Annotated in this window: 19 protein-coding genes and 3 tRNA genes; 14 read left to right on the top strand and 8 right to left on the bottom strand. The window is 59.9% G+C overall.

What is annotated here, in order from left to right; genetic code table 11:
* Positions 1–67 precede the first annotated feature (67 nt).
* The 3 genes from ACT9T4_RS21325 to ACT9T4_RS21315 form a co-directional block, all read right to left on the bottom strand.
* The gene (locus ACT9T4_RS21325; RefSeq protein ID WP_179538100.1) at positions 68–1,297 is read right to left on the bottom strand and encodes a two-component system sensor histidine kinase NtrB; all 1,230 of its coding nucleotides are present in this window, start codon (positions 1,295–1,297) and stop codon (positions 68–70) included.
* Positions 1,298–1,742: 445 nt separating this feature from the next.
* Positions 1,743–1,991: a DUF1654 domain-containing protein gene (locus ACT9T4_RS21320; protein WP_179538101.1), complete on the bottom strand. Its 249-nt coding sequence runs from the start codon at positions 1,989–1,991 to the stop codon at positions 1,743–1,745.
* A 242-nt stretch (positions 1,992–2,233) separates the two neighbouring features.
* Positions 2,234–2,440, bottom strand: coding sequence for a hypothetical protein (locus ACT9T4_RS21315; RefSeq protein ID WP_042554582.1), 207 nt, complete (start codon positions 2,438–2,440; stop codon positions 2,234–2,236).
* A gap of 462 nt (positions 2,441–2,902) precedes the next feature.
* Here ACT9T4_RS21315 and gacA point away from each other — a divergent pair, with 462 nt between their 5' ends.
* From gacA to ACT9T4_RS21290, 5 genes are all read left to right on the top strand, one after another.
* Complete coding sequence (gene gacA / locus ACT9T4_RS21310) at positions 2,903–3,547, top strand: response regulator transcription factor GacA (RefSeq protein WP_042554583.1); 645 nt, start codon at positions 2,903–2,905, stop codon at positions 3,545–3,547.
* Complete coding sequence (gene uvrC / locus ACT9T4_RS21305) at positions 3,534–5,372, top strand: excinuclease ABC subunit UvrC (RefSeq protein WP_042554584.1); 1,839 nt, start codon at positions 3,534–3,536, stop codon at positions 5,370–5,372. The genes gacA and uvrC overlap by 14 nt, the downstream gene beginning before the upstream one ends.
* Positions 5,373–5,405: 33 nt before the next feature.
* Positions 5,406–5,966 carry a CDP-diacylglycerol--glycerol-3-phosphate 3-phosphatidyltransferase gene (gene pgsA / locus ACT9T4_RS21300; protein WP_042554585.1) on the top strand — a complete coding sequence of 187 codons (561 nt, stop codon included), beginning with the start codon at positions 5,406–5,408 and terminating at the stop codon, positions 5,964–5,966.
* A gap of 66 nt (positions 5,967–6,032) precedes the next feature.
* A tRNA-Gly gene (locus tag ACT9T4_RS21295) sits at positions 6,033–6,108 on the top strand.
* Positions 6,109–6,147: 39 nt separating this feature from the next.
* Positions 6,148–6,221: transfer RNA gene (locus tag ACT9T4_RS21290), tRNA-Cys, on the top strand.
* Between the two features lie 280 nt (positions 6,222–6,501).
* Here the strand turns inward: ACT9T4_RS21290 and ACT9T4_RS21285 are convergent.
* A complete protein-coding gene (locus ACT9T4_RS21285) occupies positions 6,502–6,735 on the bottom strand; it encodes a hypothetical protein (protein WP_179538102.1) in 234 nt (77 codons plus the stop codon).
* Between the two features lie 280 nt (positions 6,736–7,015).
* Between ACT9T4_RS21285 and ACT9T4_RS21280 the strand changes: the two genes are divergently transcribed.
* Together ACT9T4_RS21280 and ACT9T4_RS21275 are read left to right on the top strand one after the other, a co-directional pair.
* Complete coding sequence (locus ACT9T4_RS21280; protein ID WP_042554587.1) at positions 7,016–7,312, top strand: hypothetical protein; 297 nt, start codon at positions 7,016–7,018, stop codon at positions 7,310–7,312.
* Positions 7,313–7,502: 190 nt separating this feature from the next.
* Positions 7,503–7,982: a hypothetical protein gene (locus ACT9T4_RS21275; RefSeq protein ID WP_042554637.1), complete on the top strand. Its 480-nt coding sequence runs from the start codon at positions 7,503–7,505 to the stop codon at positions 7,980–7,982.
* A 98-nt stretch (positions 7,983–8,080) separates the two neighbouring features.
* Here ACT9T4_RS21275 and ACT9T4_RS21270 read toward each other — a convergent pair whose 3' ends face one another.
* Positions 8,081–8,371: an Arc family DNA-binding protein gene (locus ACT9T4_RS21270; RefSeq protein ID WP_264650082.1), complete on the bottom strand. Its 291-nt coding sequence runs from the start codon at positions 8,369–8,371 to the stop codon at positions 8,081–8,083.
* 164 nt (positions 8,372–8,535) lie between these two features.
* On the opposite strand from ACT9T4_RS21270, the gene ACT9T4_RS21265 reads away from it, so the two are divergent.
* Both ACT9T4_RS21265 and ACT9T4_RS21260 read left to right on the top strand, forming a co-directional pair.
* Positions 8,536–8,748, top strand: coding sequence for a hypothetical protein (locus ACT9T4_RS21265; RefSeq protein ID WP_042554588.1), 213 nt, complete (start codon positions 8,536–8,538; stop codon positions 8,746–8,748).
* A 172-nt stretch (positions 8,749–8,920) separates the two neighbouring features.
* Positions 8,921–9,127: a hypothetical protein gene (locus ACT9T4_RS21260; protein ID WP_042554589.1), complete on the top strand. Its 207-nt coding sequence runs from the start codon at positions 8,921–8,923 to the stop codon at positions 9,125–9,127.
* A gap of 16 nt (positions 9,128–9,143) precedes the next feature.
* Here the strand turns inward: ACT9T4_RS21260 and ACT9T4_RS21255 are convergent, their stop codons facing one another.
* Positions 9,144–9,476 carry a YgaP family membrane protein gene (locus ACT9T4_RS21255; RefSeq protein WP_499118811.1) on the bottom strand — a complete coding sequence of 111 codons (333 nt, stop codon included), beginning with the start codon at positions 9,474–9,476 and terminating at the stop codon, positions 9,144–9,146.
* A gap of 223 nt (positions 9,477–9,699) precedes the next feature.
* On the opposite strand from ACT9T4_RS21255, the gene ACT9T4_RS21250 reads away from it, so the two are divergent.
* From ACT9T4_RS21250 to ACT9T4_RS21235, 4 genes are all read left to right on the top strand, one after another.
* Positions 9,700–9,951 (top strand): DUF1652 domain-containing protein, encoded by a 252-nt coding sequence (locus tag ACT9T4_RS21250; protein ID WP_042554590.1) that lies wholly within the window; start codon positions 9,700–9,702, stop codon positions 9,949–9,951.
* Between the two features lie 93 nt (positions 9,952–10,044).
* Positions 10,045–10,296 (top strand): hypothetical protein, encoded by a 252-nt coding sequence (locus tag ACT9T4_RS21245; protein WP_463564809.1) that lies wholly within the window; start codon positions 10,045–10,047, stop codon positions 10,294–10,296.
* A 92-nt stretch (positions 10,297–10,388) separates the two neighbouring features.
* Positions 10,389–10,724 carry an ElaB/YgaM/YqjD family protein gene (locus tag ACT9T4_RS21240; protein ID WP_042554592.1) on the top strand — a complete coding sequence of 112 codons (336 nt, stop codon included), beginning with the start codon at positions 10,389–10,391 and terminating at the stop codon, positions 10,722–10,724.
* A gap of 187 nt (positions 10,725–10,911) precedes the next feature.
* Positions 10,912–10,998, top strand: a tRNA-Leu gene (locus ACT9T4_RS21235).
* Between the two features lie 128 nt (positions 10,999–11,126).
* Here the strand turns inward: ACT9T4_RS21235 and ACT9T4_RS21230 are convergent.
* Together ACT9T4_RS21230 and ACT9T4_RS21225 are read right to left on the bottom strand one after the other, a co-directional pair.
* On the bottom strand, positions 11,127–11,915 hold the full coding sequence (locus ACT9T4_RS21230) for an outer membrane protein OmpK (RefSeq protein ID WP_179538107.1): 789 nt from the start codon (positions 11,913–11,915) through the stop codon (positions 11,127–11,129).
* A 265-nt stretch (positions 11,916–12,180) separates the two neighbouring features.
* The gene (locus ACT9T4_RS21225; protein ID WP_042554594.1) at positions 12,181–12,432 is read right to left on the bottom strand and encodes a hypothetical protein; all 252 of its coding nucleotides are present in this window, start codon (positions 12,430–12,432) and stop codon (positions 12,181–12,183) included.
* A 147-nt stretch (positions 12,433–12,579) separates the two neighbouring features.
* Between ACT9T4_RS21225 and galU the strand changes: the two genes are divergently transcribed.
* The gene (gene galU, locus ACT9T4_RS21220; protein WP_042554595.1) at positions 12,580–13,416 is read left to right on the top strand and encodes a UTP--glucose-1-phosphate uridylyltransferase GalU; all 837 of its coding nucleotides are present in this window, start codon (positions 12,580–12,582) and stop codon (positions 13,414–13,416) included.
* Positions 13,417–13,453 lie beyond the last annotated feature (37 nt).

Here is a 13,453-nt window from a genome sequence, read left to right as displayed (position 1 = left end):
GGAGCCAGTCACTCATATGGATCAAGCGGTCGCTAGGGCATAGGCGAACCGTATCTCTCCTGTCCGCTTACTCCTCAGCCCCATCGATGGCCATGGAGTGCTCGGTTCCATAGCTGGGGAAGTGCAGGCGGAAGCAGCTGCCGCGGCCTGGTTCGCTTTCTACAGTGAGCTGGCCGTTCATTTCATTGACGAAGCCGCGCACCATGGAGAGTCCCAGGCCGGTGCCCTTGCCGTCTGCCTTGGTGGTGAAGAAGGGCGCGAAGACTTTGTCCAGCACCTCGGGCGCCATGCCGCAGCCTTCGTCGACTACGCTGATCACCACGTAGCTTCCCGGTTGGAAGTTGGAGTTGTGATGGGTGAAGTTGGTGCGGTCGAGGTTGGCATCGTGGGTGCTTAGGGTCAGGGTGCCGCCGTCTGGCATGGCATCCCGGGCGTTGATGGCCAGGTTGAGGATGGCGCTTTCCAATTGCTGTTTGTTGGCCTTCAGAAAGCGTGCGTCTGGCGCCAGGCTGAGGTTGATCACGACCTTGCTGCCGACCGCGGTGCGGATCAGCGAAGCCATGCCCAGCAGTACCTGGTTGGGGTCGATGCGCTCCAGTTTCTTGGCGCGCTTGCGAGAGAAGCGCAGCAGGTTGTCGGCCAGCGAGGTGGCTCGATCCACCGCCTCCTTGCAGAGATCGTAATACTTGCTCAGGCGACTGGAGCCAGCGGTCTCTACATCTTTCTCCATCAGTGACAGGGCCATGGACATGCTGGCCAGCTGGTTGTTGAAGTCGTGGGCGAGGCCGCTGGTGATCTGGCCGACCACTTCCATTTTCTGCGACTGGAACAGGGCGCTCTCCAGATGCTGCTGGTTGAGCTCCTGGGCGACCTGCTGGCGAAGGTCCTGCACGCTGTTCATGAAGCCCAGCATGGTGCCGTTCTCATCGAACAACGGGACGATATTGGCCAGCACCGGCACACGGGTGCCGTCGCGACGTTCGACGATGGTGCGGAAGTTGGTCACGGCTTTCTGGGTGACGAGAATATCCGCCAGCGGCGTGAGTTCATGGGGGATGTGCACGCCTTCGGGGGTGAGCAGCTTGTGTGCCCCGCAGAATTTGATCTGGCTATCGCCCAGCTTGGGAGCCTCGCCCCAGATTTCCGCGGCCTTGTGGTTGTATGCCACCACCACGCCCGCTGAATTGCAGAGATAAACGCCTACCGGTAGATGCTCAATGAGTTCGTGGCTGAGCTTGCTTGCCAGAGAAGTACCGGCGGGCAGCAGCAGGCTTATGCTGAGCGAGTTTTCTGACATGAGCTTCTACTGATGCGGGAAGGGGGATATCGCCGGCTAGGTTAGTGCCATTCCCCCCACAGTGCGAGGGGGGGTATCAGGTATTCATCGGAGTGACGCCTGCGAGCTCGAATATGTCGCGGGCGAGGGCACCGGCGCATCGGCTGGCGGGTGTATGCCGGCTGTCCGGTCGTCTCGATGTCGATGCGGTCGCGAGGTGGTATCGCGGTGCCTGGAGTCAGTTCTGGCTGAACTCGCCAAGAATCTGCAGCAGGGTGTAGGCACCTGCACCGAGCAGAGATACCAGCGATACGGTTATGGCGATTGCGATCCAGATCATGGCGAGGCTCATCTAGCGAATGGGGATGCATGCCTGATGCGCGACCAGTCGAGGCATCGTGCTATCAGGGCATGATCAAAATAGAATGAGTCTTGTCGCCTTTGTTCAGGCTATTTTTGCGACCGGTCAGTCATCTTTTGGGACCGTCCAGAACAGCTGGTAACCGTCGTCCCGGTGGGCGATCGTGACGTTATCGTTCTCGCCGATTTCTTCCAGGATGCGCGCCCAGTCATCGGGGCTGTCACCCTCTGCATGGAGCAGTACGGCTGTCCGGGATTTTTGCGCGGCCGGTGAATTGATGGCCCGCGAAACCCGGGCGCCAAGCAATTCGTAGGAGGAGGGTGTCGCTGCAGCTGATGAGGTGCCTTTTGCCATGAGTACTCGCCTTTATTGCTGTATGTGCATACAGTAATGGCGAGATCGACAAATGTCACTCTGCCTTGTCGTTTTGCGAGGGGTGTTGATTGAGAGGGATGAGAAGGACGCGCCGCCATCCGTGCAATGGCTTGAGCCGCTCATCTATGCAGGTGCGGCCAGTCACTTGCGTGAGGCCGCATCACAGGGGCAGCGCATGGCAATTGGTTTTTCCACTCGGCAGAACCGTTGCCAATCAGCTGTCAGTAGCCCAGAGAGCCTTTCAGGTCCGCGTAGACGGCGGTCATCAGGATCTTGTTCTGCATCTGCGCGGCAGACAGCCGGCGCGTGGCCACGAGGTTGCATTGCAGATCGAGGCAGTCGACCTGCAGACCCTCCGAGGAGGTTTCCGTGATGATGTGGTAACGGCCAGCGGTTACGGTCTTGAGTTGCTTGATGAGCATGTCCATGCGATTTCCCTCGGTATGTTTCACGGTCTGTAATTTGAGAGCGGTGCCGCGTGGTTGGCGTTCCGCTTAAATTATTCGCCCTGGCACTGCGTGAGTGTCCGCCCTGGCGATTACAGGTCGATGACGCTGATGCCTGGCGCTGCGGTGCGTGAGGCGAAGCCTGCCGCCACCAGGGCAGTGGCATCCGTGCGTATTTATTCCGGCTGCCGGCAGGTGGGTGATGATGCCTAGGCGCAGGGCGTTCAGCGGGGCGTTTGCTGCTTATTTGGGCGAGCGCTATTCGCGGGCATTGCTGCCATTCCCCGGTCACGCTAGCCGGCAGATGAGGCTGCTGCGCCATCAACTTATAATTGGCGCTGGTGAATTGACGTGCAGAGCTAACTCAGGCGTCAGGTTTTTTGTTATGGTGCATTTCTCTCAGGTAGTCGCTGTGCGGCGCTCGCGCAGGTACGAGGTGTTCGTTTGATTAAGGTATTGGTTGTCGATGATCATGACCTCGTTCGCACGGGCATTTCACGCATGCTGGCCGATATAGAAGGCCTGCAGGTCATTGGCCAGGCCAGCTCCGGCGAAGAATCGCTGAAGAAGGTCCGTGAACTGAAGCCCGATGTCGTTCTGATGGACGTGAAGATGCCAGGCATCGGCGGCCTGGAAGCGACCCGCAAGCTGATTCGCAGCCACCCCGACCTCAAGGTCGTGGCCGTCACCGTGTGCGAAGAGGATCCGTTCCCGACCCGTCTCCTGCAGGCCGGTGCGGCCGGTTATCTGACCAAAGGCGCCGCGCTGGAAGAAATGGTGCAGGCCATTCGCATGGTGTTCAGTGGGCAGCGCTTCATCAGCCCGCAGATCGCCCAGCAACTGGCCCTCAAGTCGTTCCAGCCGCAGAGCAGCAATTCGCCGTTCGATCTGCTCTCCGAACGCGAGATCCAGATCGCTCTGATGATCGCCGGTTGCCAGAAGGTGCAGAGCATCTCAGACAAGCTCTGCCTGTCGCCCAAGACGGTGAACACCTACCGTTATCGAATTTTCGAGAAGCTGGCGATCACCAGCGATGTGGAGCTGGCGTTGCTTGCAGTGCGTCACGGCATGGTCGATGCCACCAGCTGAAGCCACTCCCGTGTTCGATGCCAGTGCCTTTCTCGCCACCTGCAGCGGTCGTCCAGGCGTGTACCGCATGTTCGATGCGAGCTCGAATCTGCTCTACGTCGGTAAAGCCAAGAACCTGAAGAAGCGTCTTGCCAGCTACTTTCGCAAGACCGGGTTGGCGACCAAGACCTCCGCGCTGGTCGGCAAGATCGCCCAGGTGGAAACCACCATCACCGCCAACGAGACCGAGGCGCTGCTGCTCGAGCAGACGCTGATCAAGGAGTGGCGGCCGCCGTACAACATCCTGCTGCGTGACGACAAATCCTATCCGTACGTTTTCCTGTCGGATGGCGACTACCCGCGTCTGGACATTCATCGCGGGGCCAAGAACCGCAAGGGCCGCTATTTCGGGCCGTATCCGAGCGCTGGCGCGATCCGTGAAAGCCTGGCGCTGCTGCAGAAGGCCTTTCTGGTACGGCAGTGCGAAGACAGCTACTACAGGAACCGCACCCGGCCGTGCCTGCAGTATCAGATCAAGCGCTGCAAGGCGCCTTGCGTTGGCCTCGTCGAGCCGGCCGAGTACGCCGAGGATGTACGGCACTCGGTGATGTTCCTGGAGGGGCGCAGCAACGCCTTGAATGCCGAGCTGTCCACCAACATGCAGCAGGCTTCGATGACACTGGATTTCGAGAAGGCTGCCGAGCTGCGTGATCAGATGGCACTGCTGCGCCGCGTGCAGGACCAGCAGAGCATGGAAGGCGGCACCGGCGACGTCGATGTCATCGCGGCCATGGTCAACCCCGGCGGCGCCTGCGTGCACCTGATCAGCGTGCGCGGCGGGCGCGTGCTGGGCAGCAAGAATTTCTTCCCCCAGGTGGCCATCGAAGAAGAGACCCAGGACGTGCTCGTGGCGTTTCTCGGTCAGTACTACCTGGGTACTCAGGAGCGCGATTTGCCCACCGAGCTGATCGTCAACGCGCCCCACGAAGACTATCCCGTGCTGATCGCCGCCATTCAGGAGCTGCGTGGGCGTGAGCTGGGCATCAGCTACCGCGTCCGCGGTACCCGAGCGCGCTGGCAGGCACTGGCGGTGACCAACGCCGAGCAGGCGCTGGGAGCCAGATTGGCCAACCGTGCCCATATGGCAGGGCGCTTCGATGCCCTGGCCGAAGCGCTGGACATGGACGAAGTACCGCAGCGCCTGGAGTGCTTCGATATCAGCCATTCCAGCGGCGAGGCGACCGTGGCCTCCTGCGTGGTCTTCGGCCCCGAAGGCCCGATCAAGTCGGACTACCGGCGCTACAACATCGAAGGCGTGACCGGTGGTGACGATTACGCTGCCATGCACCAGGCGCTGACCCGCCGCTTCAGCAAGATCAAGCAGAACGAAGGCAAGCTGCCGGACATTCTGCTGGTCGACGGCGGCAAGGGCCAGCTGGCGATGGCCCGCGAAGTGCTGACCACCCTCGAGGTTCCAGAGCTCATTCTGCTCGGTGTGGCCAAGGGCACGACGCGCAAGCCAGGCCTGGAAACCCTGTACCTGAACGACGCCGCCCACGAGTTCACGTTGCCGGGCAATTCGCCGGCCCTGCACCTGATCCAGCAGATCCGCGATGAATCGCACCGTTTCGCCATCACCGGGCACCGTGCCCGGCGCGGCAAGACACGCCGCACGTCGAGCCTGGAAGAGGTGGCAGGCGTCGGGCCAAAGCGCCGCCGTGAACTGCTCAACCACTTTGGTGGTCTGCAAGAATTGTCCCGTGCCAGTGCGGAAGAAATCGCCAAAGCGCCCGGTATCAGTAAAAAGCTCGCTGGGTTGATTTATGCAGCCCTGCACAGCGAGTAGAATGCCGCCTCACTTAACCGCCCAGTCGAGCCGATGAATATCCCCAACCTCCTAACGGTGCTCCGCGTTCTGCTGATCCCGATCTTCATCCTGTTGTTCTACATGCCATTTTCGTGGAGCTACTGGGCTGCCAGCGCGGTTTTCGCCTTTGCCGCCGTCACCGACTGGCTCGATGGCTACCTGGCACGTCGCTGGGAGCAGAGCACGCCGTTCGGCGCCTTCCTCGACCCTGTTGCCGACAAGCTGATGGTCGCCACCGCCCTGGTGTTGCTGGTCGCCGAACATGCCAACCTGTGGCTGACCGTCCCGGCGACCATCATCATTGGCCGCGAGATCGTCGTGTCGGCGTTGCGCGAGTGGATGGCCGAGCTGGGGGCGAGGGCGCATGTCGCCGTCTCCAACCTGGGCAAATGGAAGACCGCTGCGCAGATGGTGGCGCTGGTGATCCTGCTCGGCAATCCGCCGCTGTTCGGCTTCTGGGTGCTGATCGGTTACGTATTGCTGATCGTCGCTGCCGTGCTGACCCTGTGGTCGATGGTGCAATACCTGCTGGCCGCCTGGCCGCACCTCAGCGTGACCGCTGAAAAGAAATAACTTTTTTGAATCAAAGGCTTGACTGGGCGTTACGAAGCTATAGAATGGCGCCCGTCGACAAGACAAGCGGGAATAGCTCAGTTGGTAGAGCACGACCTTGCCAAGGTCGGGGTCGCGAGTTCGAGTCTCGTTTCCCGCTCCAATTTAAACGGGCCGTCAAGTACGGCCCGTTCGGTTTAAAGGCTGAGTAGCAGAGTGGTTATGCACCGGATTGCAAATCCGTGAACGCCGGTTCGATTCCGACCTCAGCCTCCAAACGGAAAGCCCCGTAGTCAATGACTACGGGGCTTTTTCTTTGCCTGCGATTTGATGGCGATTTCCGAAGCTTTTGGGCGGAAATGGAAATTCTTCGAGATCGATCTGAAACCCGGGACATGAAGCCTCCACGCTGGCGAGGTGACGCCACGGCATGAGGCGCCGATGCGGCCGCCTCTTCGCGCCGTGCCGGGTTCCCTTATGGGGGCGTTTTCACGCTTCTGTGGGCGGGGTGCTGTAAATCAGCACGCCGTCCCAATCGCGGCTTCGGTGCGATTCATCATCCCTTGGTTCTGACGATCCGCCCGGACTTCACCTCGCCTGCATATTTGTTGAGCCGATCCTCGCCATTGATCAGTACGCCGACCATGCGAAGAATGGCCCAGGCGTCCGCTTCGTTCTCGGTGCCTCTGAGGCGTTCGGCAATTTTGACCAGGTCGACAGATGCCCATTTCAGGTCTTCTGCCACTGCCTTGAGGTCTTGTTTCAATATCTGCGTTTGACGCTGTCCCATAGTGCCTTTTTCCCGTCCGTTTACCCGCTATCGCCCCATGAAGAACCGCCATCGCTGTCGGCGCTGGTGGGAGGCCGATTCCAATGCTGCTCGTCATCGAGCGGCCATGAGCCGTCAATGATCGCCGATTACTGCCTTGGCGCTGAAGCGCTGTTTTGGGATCGGCGCGGCAATGCGCTATTAGAACACCTGCGTTATGGCTGCAATGTGTGCCTGCCGCCAGTATGGATCTGCCGCCGTGGTGCGTGCGGCATATCCCTCGGACGCAAAGGACTCCATCATGAAAAGCCTTTACCGAGCGCTGGGCTTCAGCGCCATTGTCACTCTGACCGCCATGACTGCCGTTACCGCACAAGCCAGTGCGAGCGCGGCACCGATCGTCATGCCCGCCAAGGTTGCGCTGGACAGTGTGCCGGCCAAGCCTGCGGTGCAGACTCCGTTCGCCAGTGCGAGTCGTCCTGAAGACGCCAAGCATATGGAGGTGGCGCTGTTGCAGAATGGTTGCAGTGACCCGGATCCGTGGTACCAATTCAGCGGTATCCAGGCGCTGACTTGCCTGTTATCGGGGCAGTGGTAAGCGCTGCGCCCCGGCCGCAATGCGATCCGGGGCGCTCCGGCGCTTCGAGCGCATCTGCTTCAGGCGATCAATGTGAACGGCTACCCATTGCGGCTTTCCAAGGAGTGTATTCATTGCCGCGGTAACCCTTGTGTCCTCCCTGATCGCCATACCCGATGCACCCGAAGCGGAAACGTCCGCCAGCGACTCCATGATGTTCGGCACGCCGAAAGAGCGTCTGGACTTCTACCGCCGGGAAATTCATTACGAAACTGGCCAGCTATCGAGCCGCACCAACGCCTACCTGGGTGCACAGTCGTTTCTGGTGATTGCCTACGCGTCATCGATGGCCAATACCAATGAGACCTGGGGCGATCTGTTCACCTTGATCATTCCGGCTCTGCTGGCCTTGCTGGGCATCGTCAGTTCGCTGAGCGCATGGCCTGGCATCAGGGCCTCGGCGGCGATCATCGGGCACTGGCAGTTCAAGCAGGACACGCTGTTGCGCAGCGAGCCGCGGTTCGGGCACGCCTATGACGACTCACCGTTGTTTTGCGAAACCGAGGCGTGTGAAGAGCGCTATCGCAAGTCGCTACTGTTCTCGCTGCGCTCGCCCTGGCTGTTCAGCGGCTTCTGGGGGATTCTGGGCGCGTTCTCGGTGTGGCTGCAGTTCGCCACAGCCAATATCTGAAATGGTTTTGACGCTCAGGCGAGGCGGGCGCTGCCCCGGCTCAAGCCCCGCGTGGGCGGGGCCGGGTCTCTATACGACGGGAAGCCAGGCTGACTGGATCAGCGAGTACCCGTCTTGAGGCCGTCGAGGTAATCGATATTGGGCTCCTGAACCTTCTTGCCGGGCTTGGCTGCAGTTTGCAGTTCGCTCTTGAGCTTCGCTTCCAGAGCGTCGATCAGCAGGGACTGGCGTGCCTGGCCTTCGAGGTGTGCCTCGATAGCCCGGATGATCTCGGTGTTCATGCTGGTGTAATTCTCATTGGCCAGGTCTTCGATGCGCTTGCGCATTCCGTCCGGCAAACGAACCACGAACTTGTCAGCGGTGCGAGCGTTGAATACTGGTTTGGTCACGGTAGGCTGCTCCATGTTGGGTGGTAATAGCTATTTGATGCCATGCAGCACAATAGTTCATATCCCTGGACGATCGGCTGTTTATTCATGTTGCTGTGGCCCGTGTCACGCCGGAAAAGCGAATGGCGTAACATCAGGTCAGTCATCAATGGATGGAGGTGAGGATGCTCAGCGCAATTGACTGGATTTATCTTGTGGTGCTGGCCGTGCTCGCCATCAGCGTGCTCTATGCCTACTTCAGGCCTGCCGCGAAGAAGCGCAAGGCCGAACGCGATTCCAGTAGCTCCAGTGGCGGCTCGGGCGGCACCATGATTACCGACAACGATGTTTCGGCGGATGCTGGCGGTGGTGGCGACGGCGGCGGCGGGGGAGATTGAGCAGGGTGCATTCGCGCTCTTGTTCTGCGACAACTATTTCGCTCCGGTGCTAGGTGATCGAACGCTTCGAATTATGGCATAGTGATATTGCATGCCAACCTGGTTGGGCATCCGGTAAGGAAAACCGGCAAGGTAGCGCAGCGCTATCCGAATCAACGAGAAGGAGCTCGATATGAATGCACGAAGTATTCCCTTTCCGAAAATCGCTACCGATACCGGCCTGGCCGAAAGTGTGGTCTCCACCTGGGTCACGCACTCCCGGCCCTATCCGGACGGCAGTGGCTACAAGGTGTTCTTCAAGGTCGAAACCCCAGCTGATGTTCGGCAACTGGTGCCAAGAATGACGCCTACCAACATGCTCATCGTACTGGCCACATGACCGGTAGGCGGTAGCCCTACGGCGAGATAGGGTCACTGGCCGGGAAGGTTTCCTCGAGCGCGTTATCCATCTGCGCCTCCCTGTCTCGCGCCTGGCGGCTGATAGTCACGTCATCGCGGTCAGCGGCGGGGGCGTGTCGCTCGTAGGGCGCTCCCTCCGTTTCAGCGGCGCTCAGAAAGTCCTTGAGCTGGCAATGCCCGGTGATGCCACGCTGGGCGATCAGCGCCGACGCCGCGATCTTGATCAGCCCGACGACTCCACCCTGCCTGATACCACTGACTGCACCCACCACGCCTACGGCTAGTGAGAGCAGGCGTTCGGTACCTTCAACATTGTTGTACGCGTGCATGTGACACCTCATCTGGATGTACCCCCGCATGGAGGTAACGCAATAGTGAGGGGTGTCGCAGAGGCAAGGTTCAGGGTCGCTTACCAACGGTTGAATCAGGTGGCAACGACGGATTTCGATAGGCGATGCTGGCCAGCCGACAGGCGGGACGAAATGCCTCATGCCAGTTTATTTGCGCGAACTAGACTTGAGGGGTCATCAACGTGAGGAAGGAGTTTCCAAGATGATGTCCGTTCTCGAGCAGCGCCACATTGTCGAATGTGCGTTTCTACCGCTGGCCTGCAACTGCTCCATCGATGGTAGTGAATCGGTAACCATCCAGATCCGGGATCCGGTCACATCGCAGGTTTATCTGAATGTCACTGGCATATCCCGTTCCGAACTCTCCACCTCGCGGCAGATATCCCAGCTGGTGGCGCAGCTGCGTCAGGATCTGCGCACGCTGAATTCAGGGAGCGATCGCAAGGAGGCCTGAGGCCGTCATCCGCGCTCGCGGTCAGACAGAGTGAACTGCCTCCCTATCCCGCAGCCTCAGTTAGCAATACTGACTGGTGAAGAGGATGAAGATATGGACGGTGGAAAATTCGATGGCCTCGACCTCGAGCGCTTCCATTCGCTGTTGGCGCAAGAGCTGGGGCTGACCGAGGATGAGCTGGAAACCTGGATGGTGGAGGAGCGTGAGCGGGTCGACGAGGACGGCCAGTTGATCGGCCATGCCGTCACTTTCAAGCACGACATGCCCTTCGATCTGCGTGCTCGCGTGCGCGGCATGGCCGGCGACCATGTCGCCCATACCGGGCTCATCGAGCTGGACTCCTGAGTGCGCAAAGGCGGCGATCGGCAAAAAACCTGAACTCTGGCGGCCGGCGGCGCCTCCAAAATAGCGTCAATCACTTTATGGAGTATTCGCTAATGGCTCGTAAAACTTCGCTGGAAAGCGGCCTGGATCAGTTTCAACAGGAAAGCGCCAAGGAATTGAAGAAACTTCTCGACCAGGCCAGCAAAGCGCTGGGCGATGCCGAGTCCTTTTCTGGTGACAAGGCACACGAAGCTCGTGAGAAAGTGATCGCGCTGCTCAATGAAGCCAAGGGTTCGATCACCGACAAGGGCCGCGAGGCCGTCGAGCTGGGTCGTGAAACCATCGGTAACGCTCAGGATCGCATCGAAAGCAATCCATGGACGTCCGTCGCCGTGGCCTCGGGCTTCGGTCTGCTGATCGGCCTGCTGGTCGGTCGTAGCAGCAAGTAAATCGCCGCCAGCGGGTCGCAGCTTCGGGTTGCGGCACGCCAGTATCGATTCGAGCGCAACTGCATGGTCAGCCTGCGGTCGACTGAATAGCCTCGTAGATCACTGATTTACGGGGCTTTTTATTGCGCCGTTTAACCTTGCAGCGCCGCCTGGGGATGTATATAGTCCAGCCCTCGCACATTTCGCCGCCCCGATGGTGAAATTGGTAAACACAGCAGACTTAAAATCTGCCGACCGCAAGGTCTTGCCGGTTCGATTCCGGCTCGGGGCACCATCTGCAGCTCCAGGCTGCGATCCCTCCGTGCGATCCTCCCTATCTTCCAGATCATTCACGCCACGGGCTCGTCCATGGGGCGTGCGTAGCCTGGCCGCCGTTTTACCGACGGCAAGACCGGCAACCCCTTAGAAGTGAGCCTTGACTAGCAGGCTGATGGCGCTCTGGTTGGTGCCGCCCAGCACTTCGTCGCCCAGCGGGCTGTCGTTGTCGATGCCGTACTTGTGCTTCCAGTAGTCGTATTCGACGCCCACGTAGAATTTCTTGCCCCAGCCCATGGCCTTGGCCAGGTCGTATTTGATCTGCGGGTTGATGTGCAGGTTGGCGTGGTAGCTGTCGTCGTTGTCGACCACCCAGTCGATGAAGCCGTCGATCACCAGGTCGGAATTGCCGACCGGCACGGTGTAACTCCACACAGGGGTGATCTGCCAGACGTTACGGCCGTCGCGCTTGCCATCGGGGCGGCGCAGGTAGGTGTTGAGCTGGACGTAGTCGAAACCGGGAATCGCCAGGTCGATGGCCGGGCCTAGCAGGTAGGCGTCGACGTCGTCTTCACCGAACTCGTAGGTGGCGGACAGCAGTACATCCTTCACCGGGCCGAACGACAGGTCGCTGCCGCTGATCTTGCCGAACGACAGGCGCGGGCTGATCTCGCCGTAGAAGGTATGCCCGTCGCCCGCGCCATTGGTGGCCTCGGTGTTGTACTTGATGCCGTCGACGAACAGGAACAGGTCACCGAAGCTCCAGCCGCTGGCGTGCTCGAACGTCAGCGTCTGCTGGCGAGGCGGGTCGATCTTGAAGTCGGTGCCGTTGAGATAAGTCAGGCTGTTGTCCTGCCAAAGCAGCAGGTCTGCCATGGTCTGCACAGGAGTCAGCAGGCTGCCCGCCAGCAGCAGGGAAGTCGCGGTGTGTTTCATCGGGCGTGTTCCGGAAAATGTTGAGTGATCGGCCCGCCGGTTTCGGCGAGCGGTGGCAAGAGCGGTACTTGGCGGGCTGCAGATGCAGGCGAGGGCTCTGCAATGCCTGTCCCGGCTCAGCGCGGCGCGGGAGTGTACAGCATTTGCGAGGGTGGATCGTGTCGAGGTGAGGATGGCGGCAGAGACGAGAACGCCGTTTCCTCAGGACGAGAAAACGGCGTTGTTGGCAAAGCTCAATCGAACGTGGTGATCGGCCAGCGACGGATCACGCGTCGAGCTGTTTGGCCGTCTCGACACCTGATGAGCTGAGCTTGATGGGGTAGTTGAGGGACAGTTCACCTGCAGTGCCCGAGACGGCACCATCGTGAATCAGCCCACTGTCCTGCAAGTGCTTGAGCGTATCGGCGACCGCGTGTTCGCCGCGGAAATTATCCAGCACCTCCTTGCCAAGGCCGGCAGGGTGAGCGTGCAGCAGGCGGGTGAGAACCTCTTTCTTCAAATCATTGTCAATGGACATGCGAACCTCGCGTTGCGGTGGGTTTCACTGTTTGTGACTGCCTGGCTGAGCAAACGTTTTAGGTGATTACCGTCCTGCCGTTGTAAGCCGCGGGCGTCCTGATAAACTGCTTCGGCGTCGATAACCCTCTCTCATTCAGGGACTTCCATGATCAAGAAATGCTTGTTTCCCGCCGCTGGCTACGGCACTCGTTTTCTCCCGGCAACCAAGGCCATGCCCAAGGAAATGCTGCCGATCGTGAACAAGCCGTTGATTCAGTACGGTGTGGAGGAAGCGCTGTCGGCTGGCCTCAACGAGATCGCCATGGTGACGGGCCGCGGCAAGCGCGCCCTGGAAGACCACTTCGATATCAGCTACGAGCTGGAAGAGCAGATCCGCAACACCGACAAGGAAAAGTACCTGGTCGGTATTCGTCGCCTGATCGACAACTGCACCTTCTCCTACACCCGCCAGGTGGAAATGAAGGGCCTGGGCCACGCCATCCTCAGCGGTCGCCCGCTGATCGGTGACGAGCCGTTCGCCGTGGTACTGGCCGATGACCTGTGCCTGAACCTCGAAGGCGACAGCGTGCTGACCCAGATGGTCAAGCTGTACAACCAGTTCCGCTGCTCGATCGTGGCGGTGCAGGAAGTGCCGATGGAAGAGATCCACAAGTACGGCGTGATCGCCGGCGAGACGATTCGCGACGATATCTTCCGTGTTAACAGCATGGTCGAGAAGCCGAAGCCGGAAGACGCGCCGTCGAACTTGGCGATCATCGGCCGTTACATCCTGACGCCGGACATCTTCGAACTGATCGAGAAGACCGAACCGGGCAAGGGTGGTGAAATCCAGATCACCGACGCGCTGATGAAGCAGGCCCAGGACGGTTGCGTACTGGCCTACAAATTCAAGGGCCAGCGTTTCGACTGCGGTGGCGCAGAAGGCTATATCGAAGCCACCAACTTCTGCTACGAGCACCTCTACAAGACAGGCAGGGGCTGATCGCTCGCTGGCAGGACTGGCTGACAGAAAAACCGCC

The organism is Pseudomonas sp. SZ40 (assembly GCF_052958135.1).
This window is presented reverse-complemented; position numbering and strand designations above follow the sequence as displayed.

What these genes read in the sequence shown, in the direction of transcription:
- pgsA (WP_042554585.1), top strand. Translation starts at nt 5,406, where the DNA reads ATGAATATCCCCAACCTCCTAACGGTGCTCCGCGTTCTGCTGATCCCG.
- uvrC (WP_042554584.1), top strand. Translation starts at nt 3,534, where the DNA reads ATGCCACCAGCTGAAGCCACTCCCGTGTTCGATGCCAGTGCCTTTCTC.
- galU (WP_042554595.1), top strand. Translation starts at nt 12,580, where the DNA reads ATGATCAAGAAATGCTTGTTTCCCGCCGCTGGCTACGGCACTCGTTTT.
- ACT9T4_RS21265 (WP_042554588.1), top strand. Translation starts at nt 8,536, where the DNA reads ATGCTCAGCGCAATTGACTGGATTTATCTTGTGGTGCTGGCCGTGCTC.
- ACT9T4_RS21280 (WP_042554587.1), top strand. Translation starts at nt 7,016, where the DNA reads ATGAAAAGCCTTTACCGAGCGCTGGGCTTCAGCGCCATTGTCACTCTG.
- ACT9T4_RS21275 (WP_042554637.1), top strand. Translation starts at nt 7,503, where the DNA reads ATGATGTTCGGCACGCCGAAAGAGCGTCTGGACTTCTACCGCCGGGAA.
- ACT9T4_RS21240 (WP_042554592.1), top strand. Translation starts at nt 10,389, where the DNA reads ATGGCTCGTAAAACTTCGCTGGAAAGCGGCCTGGATCAGTTTCAACAG.
- ACT9T4_RS21225 (WP_042554594.1), bottom strand. Translation starts at nt 12,432, where the DNA reads ATGTCCATTGACAATGATTTGAAGAAAGAGGTTCTCACCCGCCTGCTG.
- ACT9T4_RS21230 (WP_179538107.1), bottom strand. Translation starts at nt 11,915, where the DNA reads ATGAAACACACCGCGACTTCCCTGCTGCTGGCGGGCAGCCTGCTGACT.
- ACT9T4_RS21255 (WP_499118811.1), bottom strand. Translation starts at nt 9,476, where the DNA reads ATGCACGCGTACAACAATGTTGAAGGTACCGAACGCCTGCTCTCACTA.
- ACT9T4_RS21315 (WP_042554582.1), bottom strand. Translation starts at nt 2,440, where the DNA reads ATGGACATGCTCATCAAGCAACTCAAGACCGTAACCGCTGGCCGTTAC.
- ACT9T4_RS21285 (WP_179538102.1), bottom strand. Translation starts at nt 6,735, where the DNA reads ATGGGACAGCGTCAAACGCAGATATTGAAACAAGACCTCAAGGCAGTG.
- ACT9T4_RS21325 (WP_179538100.1), bottom strand. Translation starts at nt 1,297, where the DNA reads ATGTCAGAAAACTCGCTCAGCATAAGCCTGCTGCTGCCCGCCGGTACT.
- ACT9T4_RS21320 (WP_179538101.1), bottom strand. Translation starts at nt 1,991, where the DNA reads ATGGCAAAAGGCACCTCATCAGCTGCAGCGACACCCTCCTCCTACGAA.
- ACT9T4_RS21250 (WP_042554590.1), top strand. Translation starts at nt 9,700, where the DNA reads ATGATGTCCGTTCTCGAGCAGCGCCACATTGTCGAATGTGCGTTTCTA.
- ACT9T4_RS21260 (WP_042554589.1), top strand. Translation starts at nt 8,921, where the DNA reads ATGAATGCACGAAGTATTCCCTTTCCGAAAATCGCTACCGATACCGGC.
- ACT9T4_RS21245 (WP_463564809.1), top strand. Translation starts at nt 10,045, where the DNA reads ATGGACGGTGGAAAATTCGATGGCCTCGACCTCGAGCGCTTCCATTCG.